Genomic DNA, 10,299 nt, shown 5'->3' with positions numbered 1-10,299 from the left:
TTTCTTATTTCAGGTACTACCTTTTCACCTTTGGGGGTAATATAAAGTTTATAAGCCCTCTTATCAAGCTCATCCTGTTTTCTTACCACATATCCCTGGTTTTCCAGCTTTTTTATAGCCCTACCTACAGTGGCCTTATCCAATTTGTTTATATCGGAAAGACTCTCCTGACTTATTCCGTCATTCTTGGACAACAACAAGAGCAATCCATACTGACCACTCCCTATATTGAATTCCTCCAACCTCTTACCTATATAACAATGCCCCGCCCTGTAAATATACGATAAATATCTTCCTATAGAACTATCCTTATCCACGTTTCTCTCCTTTCATCGATGTTCTTATATACAAGGTTCCGTACGTGTAAGATTCTATATCTGGTGCATATAATACCTGGAGATGCGACTAATCTGCTTTCTAAAATTATAACAAAAAAATAGTTGCGTATGCAACTATTTTTTCTGGTATCTAATCATAGGTTTCCTAGCAGCCATAACTTCATCCAGCCTCTTGACAGGAGCATCATGAGGCGCATCCTTGAGAAGCTGTGGATCTGTCCTGGCCTCTTCTGCTATTCTTATCATAGCATCTACAAAACCATCCAACGTTTGCCTACTCTCAGTCTCGGTAGGCTCTATCATCAAGGCTTCCTTTACTATTAGAGGAAAATACACTGTTGGAGGATGAAAACCATAATCAGTCAATCTTTTTGCAACGTCCAGCGTTGTTACTCCTTCGGGTGCATCCTTGAGTCCTCCCAACACAAATTCATGCATACACACCCCTTCAGCAGTCATATTATAATCGTCTTTTAATTTATGCATCAAATAATTTGCATTGAGCACCGCCATTTCACTAGCCTGCTTGAGCCCGTTAGCCCCCATGGCGAGTATATAAGCATATGCCTTTACCATGACACCGAAGTTACCATAAAAACTTTTTACCTTGCCTATGCTTTCGGGCCTATGGTAATCCAATGAATACACTCCATCTTTAAGCTCTATTGCTGGCAAAGGCAGGAAGGGAGCTAACTTGCTTTTTACTCCTACAGGCCCGCTGCCAGGACCACCACCTCCATGGGGGGCGGAAAATGTCTTGTGCAGATTCAAGTGTATGACATCAAACCCCATATCTCCGGGTCTAGCTATTCCCATTATAGCGTTCATATTTGCTCCATCATAATATAAGAGTCCTCCTGCATCGTGTACCAGGTCTGCTATCCTCTTGATATTCCTTTCAAACAACCCTAAAGTATTAGGGTTGGTGAGCATAAGTCCTGCGACATCGTCACCTAATACCCTCTCTAAATCCTGTATGTCCACAGTACCATCCTCAAATGATTTTACTTCTACCATCTCAAAACCGGCAAGACTTGCGCTGGCAGGATTTGTTCCATGTGCAGAGTCAGGTACAATTATTTTTTTCCTCTTATGGTCTCCTCTATTTTCATGGTAAGCTTTTATTATCAAAAGTCCGGTAAGCTCCCCCTGGGCACCTGCAGCAGGTTGAAGGCTAACATTATCCATCCCTGTTATCTCGGCGAGCATATAGGAAAGCTCATACATAAGCTTTAAACAACCCTGTACAGTACTTTCAGGTTGGTAGGGATGTACCTTGGTAAATCCCGTTAAATTTGCTACATCCTCGTTTATCTTTGGATTGTATTTCATGGTACAAGAACCAAGAGGATAAAAATTAGAATCCACACTGTAATTTTTTTGGGACAGACACATGTAATGCCTTATCATATCAATTTCGCTCACTTCCGGCAATTGTACATCTCTATCAGATAGCAAATGTTCAGGTACATAATCTTCCAAGTCCTGGCAAGGCACATCACATTCAGGTAAAGAGTATCCGATACGTCCCTCACTGGACAATTCAAATATCAGCTTATTGTAACCTTTCATCTTATCCCCTCCAATACATGAGCAAGATCATCCATTTGCTGTTTAGTCCTCTTTTCTGTGACGCAAAATAACATGGCTCTACTGTAAGCCGGATAGTGATTTACTAGCTCAAAACCTCCCAAAATCCCATTTTTCAACAAAGTATCATTTACTTTTGAACAATCTACAGGACAATCGATAACAAATTCCTTAAAAAATGGCTTGTCAAACACGCCTGAAAAACCATCTGTTTTTGTAATAATATCATAAGCATAGTGAGCTTTTGCTAGACACTGCGTTGCAACCTCTCTGATGCCTTTTTTACCTAAAGCTGTCATATACACCGCAGCTGCAAGGGCATTGAGGGCCTGATTGGTACATATATTGGAGGTAGCTTTCTCTCTCCTTATGTGTTGCTCGCGAGCCTGAAGAGTGAGAATAAATCCCCTATCTCCCTGGGCATCAACAGTCTGCCCTGCTATTCTGCCCGGCATCTTTCTCATCAGCTTTGAAGTCACAGCCATAAATCCTAGATAAGGCCCTCCAAAGTTCAGTTGATTGCCTAAACATTGCCCCTCCCCTACAGCGATATCCGCACCTATTTCACCTGGACTCTTCAATATACCTAAAGATATAGGATCAACGCTGACTATTAAAAGTGCCTTTTTGCTATGTGTTAGCTTTTCTATCAATTCCAATTCTTCTATTATCCCCAAAAAATTTGGGCTTTGAACGATAACAGCTGCAGTATTATCATCCATTGCAGCTTCTAGCTTTTCCAAATCGGTAGCCCCGTCCTTCTGATCTATTTCTACTATGTCCATGCCCTTAAACTTTGTATAAGTGTCCAGCACCTTCCTAGTTTCAGGATGAATTGTCTTGGCTACAACTACCTTATCCTTTCTTGTGACGGCAGCTGCCATCACAGCGGCTTCAGCACATGCTGAAGCACCATCATACATCGATGCGTTTGCCACATCCATACCTGTGAGTTCACATATCATGGTCTGATATTCAAATATAGTTTGAAGGGTGCCTTGGCTCACTTCAGCCTGATAGGGCGTATAAGCTGTATAAAATTCCGACCTAGATAATACATGTTTTACAACAGACGGTATATAATGGTCATAGGCTCCTGCACCCATAAAACATACTAAATCCTCAGTGCTTTTGTTTAAGCTGGCAATATCCTTCATCCTGTCCTCTAGCTCCATTTCAGATAAAGAACCCTTTAGATTCAAGCTCCTATTAAGCTTAATATCCTCAGGTACATCTTTGAATAAACATTGTATATCATCAATCCCCAGCTCATCCAGCATCAACTTCTTATCATCATCAGTGTTGGGTATATAATGATGCATCTTTATACCTCCTCATCACAGAATTCCTGATACTCCTCTGCATCCATCAAATCCTCCAGTTCAGATTGATCATCCATCTCTAACACAACCATCCAACTGCCGTACGGATCGGTATTTAAAAGTTCTGGCTGGTCAGATAGCTCTTGATTTACCTGAGTTACTTTTCCAGATATAGGTGTATACACGTCTGATGCTGCCTTTACCGATTCAACCACCGCAAAGGCATCCCCTAAATTCAGCTCCGTATCCTCTTCCGGCAATTCTACAAATACAACATCTCCTAAGGTATCCTGGGCAAAGTCAGTTATCCCGATATATGCCCTGTTTCCTTCCACCTTTAACCATTCGTGTTCCTCCGTATAATAAAGTCCATCTATTACCTTCATATATTCATTCCTCCCATTCATTTTTTATAGTTTTTGTTATAAAATCTTCTGTCTATCACAACAGCATCCACCATCCTCTTCCTGATGGACACTTTAACCTCAGTCCCTATCTTACAAAAATCAACATCCAGCATAGCCAGTGCGATATTTTTCTTTAGTGAAGGGGAGCGATAACCTGTGGTAATAAAACCTATTTCCCTATCAGAATATAATACATCATAACCATGTCTAGCTATACCTCCACCCTTCATCTCGATGCCTACAATCCTTCTTTTAACGCCTTTCTGTTTTTGTTCTAAAAGAGCATCCTTACCTATAAAATCAGTTTTCCCCAGCTTGACAAATATCCCAAGCCCTGCCTCCAATGGAGTTATATCTTTGGATATTTCATTTCCGTAAAGGGGCAAAGATGCTTCAAACCTCAATGTATCTCTACATCCTAAACCACAAGGCTTTAATCCATGCTTTGTTCCACTGTCTATTATATTTCTCCATAGTTGCTGCGCATATCCAGCAGGTGCATATATTTCAAACCCATCTTCCCCAGTATAACCACTCCTGGAAACAATACAATCCACTCCCGCTATGCTAACATCTTGCCTAAAATTAAAGAATTTGATATCAGAAATACTGTATTGTGTCAGCTCTTTGAGTATAGTCTCTGCTTTAGGACCTTGTATGGCTAATTGACAGAATTGCTCTGATATATCATCGATGGATACGTCGTAACCCTCTGCATTCTGTATAAACCATTTGTAATCCTTTTCCCTGTTAGATGCATTTACCACTACACAATAATGTGTTTGAGAAAATTTATAAATTAACACATCATCAACTACACCTCCGTCATGATAACATACAGGTGTATAAAGCATCGCTCCATCATTTATATTGTCCAAATCATTGGTTATTACATATTGTAAAAAATCCACTGATTCCTTGCCTTTAACTCGTATTTCTCCCATATGGGATACATCAAAAATACCTGCATCTTTCCTGACAGCTTCATGCTCAGGGATTATTCCTTGGTATTGTAAAGGCATTTCCCAACCTGCAAATTCGGTGATTCTGGCACCATATTCCTTATGAATGCTGTATAAAGGCGTCCTTTTCAACTCTTGTGCTTGCATAAAACATTCCTCCTTCCTTTTAATAAAAAAATAAGGATATAACGGCACGGCAAACAACATGCCATCATATCCCCTGTCTTTTCACCTGAGAGATTCTACAATAATATGTATTGCCCCTACGGCGCCGCTTTTGCAGACTTTCCAGGATCCATCAAACAGCGATTTTTTGCCTGAAAATTTCTACCACAGTAGGGCAGCTGTTGTATTGCTTCTTCGGCTATCTCAAAGATATATCTCTCGCTATTATCATATGGAAAAATATCATATTTTATTTATATTTTATTATAATAATTAAAGTATTTCAATAACGAAATAATATAGTTTGTCAACATCAAATACCGGGTATCAATTGTATATATAACAAAAGGAGGAATTTTTATATGAAAAAAATAGCTTTTTTTACATTTAACCCTGAATCCATGTGCTTTATACATGTGCTGTTGAATGCTTTGGAAATGAAACAAAAAGGAAGAGATGTCAGGATAGTCGTTGAAGGAAAATCCACCAAGCTGATTCAAGAAATGGAACAAAATAAACTTTTCGTTAAGGTAAAACAAGAAGGTCTTTTCGATTCTATATGCAAAGCCTGTTCCAGTGCAACCGACAGTTTGGAGTACAATAAAAACTGCGGAATACCCTTAAACGATGAGTTGAATGGTCATCCTTCTATGAACAAATACATAGAACAAGGCTATTCAATAATTACATTATAATTAAGCATACCGGAGGCCTGCTAGGTCTCCTTTATGATACCAGCAGCCATCTGTATCAGAACATCTCTTTTATTGCATTCCGGCTGCTGGATAACTTTATCCAGCAATTTTCCCAATACATGCCCTACCTCAGGCCCAGGAGCTAAACCCATATCAATAATATCTTGTCCGGTTATTTCAAGTTGTTTTAAGCTAAAACACTCCCCATCGTCCAATATATTTTTAACAACCTCACTGACCTTATCTATCTGCTCAAGCTTATTTTTTATATTGAATTTGTCACCAGCATATAAGCATGCTTTTTTTGCTTTTAAAAAATCTGAAAAAACATCAACTCCATACTTATTCAGTTGTCTTTTTATATATGGTTTGCTACAGTGCAACTGGGTATCAAAGATACCTATCAACTTACAAACTCTGTTTATCGTATCGTTGTCATACCTTAAACCCTTAAGCATTTTAGATGCAACATCCAAAGTTGTTTGATGCAATATGACGGCAAGCCGAATAATTAAGTCATTATTCGAAAAATCAATAGCTCTCAAAGTATGACTGGAAACGGGAATATAATAATCTGAAAAAACTATTTCCAATAGTCCGGACCACGCAAGAAGGTCAATTCCTTTTGCCGCATTAGGTGATAACAATATAGAATTTATCTCATCTCTTATCCTCTCCCTACTTATGTTATCTAATAAATGTTTTTTTGCCATTATACAAACAAATGTATTAAATTCCATCCCAAAATCTAGCTGAGAACAAAATCTGATCCCCCTAAGCATTCTCAGCGCATCTTCCTGAAATCTTTCATCAGCATTGCCTACGCATCTTATTATACCTTTGTTTAAATCTTCCAAACCGCCAAATATATCGACCAAACCACACAAAGGATTATATGCCATAGCATTTATGGTAAAATCCCTTCTCTCCAGGTCGGTCTTTAAATCCTTAGAAAACTCTACGCTATCGGGTCTGCGATTATCGCTGTAATTACTTTCTATTCTATAGGTAGTCACTTCTACAGAACTACCATCTACAATAACAGTTACCGTCCCATGCACAATACCCGTAGGTATAACCTTAAACCCATTTCCCTCAAATAATTGTTTTACCTTTTGGGGCAAAGCATCAGTTGCTATATCCCAATCCCTAGGCATTATACCCATCAAGCTATCTCTGATACATCCTCCTACAGCAAAAGCCTCAAACCCATTTTGATGGAAGACATTAAAAATTAATTTTATCTCTTTGGGAAGGCTTATCTTCATTTTTATCGTCCCTCTTTATCTTTTTTATTCTTTTTATCAAATAATATATACCTATAGCTATCGCTATCAATATACCCACATATATCAATGATATAACCAACGCTTTGAGCAATACTATCTTAATTGTATCAAATACATCTCCTCCCATTATATAACCTCTCTTTTAAATATTTTCATTTATATTATGGAATATAGCAGAAATTGCTCAATAAACATGGAATAGCAAACGCGCCCTGGACTATATTAAAGATAAGCATTCTATAAATATGTTCCCCTATATAATAAGACTCTTAATAATTTAAAAAGTTCCACTATTCTTTGTAAATGCCATAAAAACAAAAAAAGGCATTGGAAATGCCTTAATTTGCTTCAATAAATTTTTGTCTGCAGTCCCAGCTGCAAAAATAGTAACGCTTACCATCTACCACAGCAATATATGCTTTGCTTTTATCTATATATTCTCCACATTCTAAATCTTTTACCATTTCAGGTTGATAGACCTTTACTTTTTGTTCACTCTCGTACGCTGGGTCATTGCTACCATCTTCATCTAAAACCTGATCTTGAGGTTTTTTTACTGTTTTATTAGGATTATAAAACATTAGGAATGCCCAAAACAAACTCCTTATCAAAACAAAAATCATCAACATTGTAAAAATACTACCTAATACTTCCAACAGAATCTCTCCCTTTACTGGACCGACCAGTCAGTCTTTAAGTTATAATACTAGATTTTTTTTATCCTGTCAATTATAAATTTACCCTATATTTTATCCATTAAACAAATATTGATAGATAATAGAAAATGTCTTTTAGGATAAGCTAGAATGATGTAATAGAATATTATCATATATCGTTCAGAAAAAAATTATATCGCCTTGACAAATTATAAATAAAATATATAATATATTGCAAAAAGAATACTATAACTATGAAGGAATCTAGTAGCACTTTATGGTTACAATCCCAGAAAGCAGGTTGGTTGATGAAAAATCTGCAGCACATAAAGCAATGCGAATTACACTCCGGAGTTTCCAATGACAAATTGCGCACACCATGCGTTATAATGGTAAGAGGCATCTGTTTTGTATGATGTGAATTAAGGTGGTACCACGGGCTTTTCGTCCTTATGATAGACGAAAAGCCTTTTTTGATACAAAAAATTATGGAGGTATTAAGAAATGAGCAATGTATATGATGTGCTTAAAGAACGAGGATTTGTAGAACAAGCCACACATGAACAAGAGATAAAAGAACTTTTGGAGAATGAAAAGGTAACTTTCTATATAGGGTTTGACCCTACTGCTGATAGCTTGCATGTAGGTCACTTTGTACAAGTAATGGTCATGATGCATATGCAAAGGGCAGGGCACAGGCCTATAGCTCTTTTAGGTGGCGGCACCGGATTGATAGGCGATCCTACAGGAAAAACCGATATGCGTAAAATACTCACAAAAGAACAGACACAACACAATGTCAATTCATTTAGAAAACAGCTTTCCCGTTTTCTGGACTTTTCAGAGGGAAAAGCTATCATTGTAGACAACGCCGATTGGTTGCTTGACCTTAATTATATAGAATTTTTACGAGAAATTGGAGTGCATTTTTCAGTAAACAGGATGCTCACCTTCGAGTGTTTTAAGACTAGGCTGGAAAAAGGATTGTCTTTCTTAGAATTCAACTATATGCTCATGCAATCTTATGATTTCCTACTTCTCAATCGTAAGTACAACTGTAAAATGCAGTTAGGAGGTAACGACCAATGGTCTAACATCATCGGTGGGGTGGAATTGATTAGGAAAGTGGAAAATAAACCTGCCTATGGTTTAACATTCCGCCTATTGACCACCAGTCAAGGCAAGAAAATGGGCAAAACTGAGTCAGGTGCTGTATGGCTGGATGCAAACAAAACTTCCCCCTATGATTTTTATCAATACTGGAGAAATATAGATGATGCAGATGTGGAAAACTGCCTTGCACTGCTGACTTTTATCCCAATGGATGAAGTTAGAAAATTAGGGGCTCTTGAAGGTTCTAAAATAAATAAAGCTAAAGAAATATTGGCCTACGAGGTTACAAAACTTGTACATGGTGAGGAAGAGGCAGTAAAAGCACAAAAAGCTGCCAAAGCCCTGTTTGTGAAAAAAACAGATTCAGATAATATTCCTCATACAGATATAGAAAAGTCTGTTTTTGAACAAGGTCTTGATATAATAAGTCTTTTACAAAAAGCAGAGTTGGTCTCTTCGCGAAGCGAAGCCAGAAGACTTATAAAGCAGGGTGGAATCTATGTACAAGATGAAAGAATATCAGATATTGATTTTGTAGTAACTAAAGAGCATTTTGAAGACAATAAACTCATGATAAGAAAAGGCAAAAAAGTATACCATCAAATAAGACTGGTATAAGCTGACACTCAACTATACGTTATGTGGGAGCCAAATGGATATCTTTCCTCCCGCATAACAACTGACTTCCAATATACATCACATATGCCAATACCGACTTTCCTTTCGCCTTCTAGCTATACTTGATATTACAAAAGGCACATACAGTACAATATATATTGCTATAGCTACAATTTCCAGCCAAAAAATATACCAGGGCCACTCTCCTAAAAAATCCATAATAGAAGGAGATGCTGGCTTGCTACGTAGAAACAAGTAGTTTCCTCCAGTAATGACATTTACAGGGAAAATGACGGCTGAGTAAATATTTGTGGCTATAAAAGCCTTTGCAACAGATTTTAAAGTAGGTTTATATCCTTTTACAAATGTAAAAAACAAAACGGTCATGACTATCATGCCGTGTGCAATAAAGAACTGATAAAATCTGAAATGGGTATAGTTATATCTTCCCATATCCGGAGTAATGATGGCCTGTAGCGCGCCACCCATCCCCCAAAAGTAAACAATCTCGTATATAAAATAACTTTGGGTCAACAGCAAAAGTATGCATAATATAACTGAAATTCCACACAAATGAAGTGGAAGTGAGTATTTCAAGGACCATCTATCGTTTATCACATACCAAATGTTGAGTAATACCTCTTGTATTATTAGTATGAATGCAAAAGAATACCTCATAATATCATATCTACCTTTTATATTTATCCTTTCTCTCGATAAATAAATAGCTATACTAGCAACAGCTACCACTATTAAAACAACCACATGCTGCCCAGACAGATCCTTAAAAGGCTGGCCTGTAAAATCCGGCCCGAAAAACTGCTGCAATATAAAACACCTCTCTTTTCATCTATCATTCTATCTATAATTATATACACTCTCAACAAAATTTGAGTTAAATATAGAAGGTTAGTGAACTGCTCATGAACGTTCTTCTATATATGTTCCGTATATATTTACTGTTATATTTGCAAATATTAGCAGTACCAGGAGTATATAATACCCTCCGTGCTCCGCAATCTGCCACACTATTATTATAAATATTAATGTATAGTGTGACACATTAAGTCGCATCTCCGGGTATTATATACTTCCTCAACGAAGTTTAAATTAATATCGAACAGGAACATATATATAGAGGGTT

General features: G+C 37.4%; 11 protein-coding genes and 1 riboswitch. Of the genes, 2 read left to right on the top strand and 9 right to left on the bottom strand.

Going from position 1 to position 10,299, the window contains the following annotated elements; all coding sequences use genetic code 11:
* The 5 genes from PHP06_06235 to gcvT form a co-directional block, all read right to left on the bottom strand.
* On the bottom strand, positions 1-317 hold a 317-nt coding region (locus tag PHP06_06235), incomplete at its 3' end, for a MarR family transcriptional regulator (protein MDD3840157.1).
* 135 nt (positions 318-452) lie between these two features.
* Positions 453-1,910, bottom strand: coding sequence for an aminomethyl-transferring glycine dehydrogenase subunit GcvPB (gene gcvPB, locus PHP06_06230; protein MDD3840156.1), 1,458 nt, complete (start codon positions 1,908-1,910; stop codon positions 453-455).
* Positions 1,907-3,250, bottom strand: a complete 1,344-nt coding sequence (gcvPA, locus tag PHP06_06225; protein MDD3840155.1) for an aminomethyl-transferring glycine dehydrogenase subunit GcvPA — start codon at positions 3,248-3,250, stop codon at positions 1,907-1,909. Before gcvPA ends, gcvPB begins: the two co-directional genes overlap by 4 nt.
* A 2-nt stretch (positions 3,251-3,252) precedes the next feature.
* Complete coding sequence (gene gcvH / locus PHP06_06220) at positions 3,253-3,636, bottom strand: glycine cleavage system protein GcvH (GenBank protein ID MDD3840154.1); 384 nt, start codon at positions 3,634-3,636, stop codon at positions 3,253-3,255.
* A gap of 17 nt (positions 3,637-3,653) precedes the next feature.
* Complete coding sequence (gcvT, locus tag PHP06_06215) at positions 3,654-4,766, bottom strand: glycine cleavage system aminomethyltransferase GcvT (GenBank protein ID MDD3840153.1); 1,113 nt, start codon at positions 4,764-4,766, stop codon at positions 3,654-3,656.
* 63 nt (positions 4,767-4,829) lie between these two features.
* A riboswitch (glycine riboswitch) is annotated at positions 4,830-4,921 on the bottom strand.
* Positions 4,922-5,146: 225 nt separating this feature from the next.
* Here gcvT and PHP06_06210 point away from each other — a divergent pair.
* On the top strand, positions 5,147-5,479 hold the full coding sequence (locus tag PHP06_06210; GenBank protein ID MDD3840152.1) for a cytoplasmic protein: 333 nt from the start codon (positions 5,147-5,149) through the stop codon (positions 5,477-5,479).
* A 20-nt stretch (positions 5,480-5,499) separates the two neighbouring features.
* Here the strand turns inward: PHP06_06210 and PHP06_06205 are convergent, their stop codons facing one another.
* The 3 genes from PHP06_06205 to PHP06_06195 all read right to left on the bottom strand — a co-directional run bounded on the left by PHP06_06205 (position 5,500) and on the right by PHP06_06195 (position 7,424).
* Positions 5,500-6,747 carry a CCA tRNA nucleotidyltransferase gene (locus PHP06_06205; GenBank protein MDD3840151.1) on the bottom strand — a complete coding sequence of 416 codons (1,248 nt, stop codon included), beginning with the start codon at positions 6,745-6,747 and terminating at the stop codon, positions 5,500-5,502.
* Positions 6,707-6,895 carry a hypothetical protein gene (locus tag PHP06_06200; protein MDD3840150.1) on the bottom strand — a complete coding sequence of 63 codons (189 nt, stop codon included), beginning with the start codon at positions 6,893-6,895 and terminating at the stop codon, positions 6,707-6,709. The genes PHP06_06205 and PHP06_06200 overlap by 41 nt, the downstream gene beginning before the upstream one ends.
* Positions 6,896-7,106: 211 nt before the next feature.
* Complete coding sequence (locus PHP06_06195) at positions 7,107-7,424, bottom strand: hypothetical protein (protein ID MDD3840149.1); 318 nt, start codon at positions 7,422-7,424, stop codon at positions 7,107-7,109.
* 504 nt (positions 7,425-7,928) lie between these two features.
* Between PHP06_06195 and tyrS the strand changes: the two genes are divergently transcribed.
* A complete protein-coding gene (gene tyrS / locus PHP06_06190) occupies positions 7,929-9,155 on the top strand; it encodes a tyrosine--tRNA ligase (GenBank protein MDD3840148.1) in 1,227 nt (408 codons plus the stop codon).
* 78 nt (positions 9,156-9,233) lie between these two features.
* Here the strand turns inward: tyrS and PHP06_06185 are convergent, their stop codons facing one another.
* On the bottom strand, positions 9,234-9,983 hold the full coding sequence (locus tag PHP06_06185) for a TIGR02206 family membrane protein (protein ID MDD3840147.1): 750 nt from the start codon (positions 9,981-9,983) through the stop codon (positions 9,234-9,236).
* Between the last annotated feature and the right edge of the window lie 316 nt (positions 9,984-10,299).

The organism is Clostridia bacterium, from assembly GCA_028698525.1.
GTDB lineage: Bacteria > Bacillota > Clostridia > JAQVDB01 > JAQVDB01 > JAQVDB01.
This window is presented reverse-complemented; position numbering and strand designations above follow the sequence as displayed.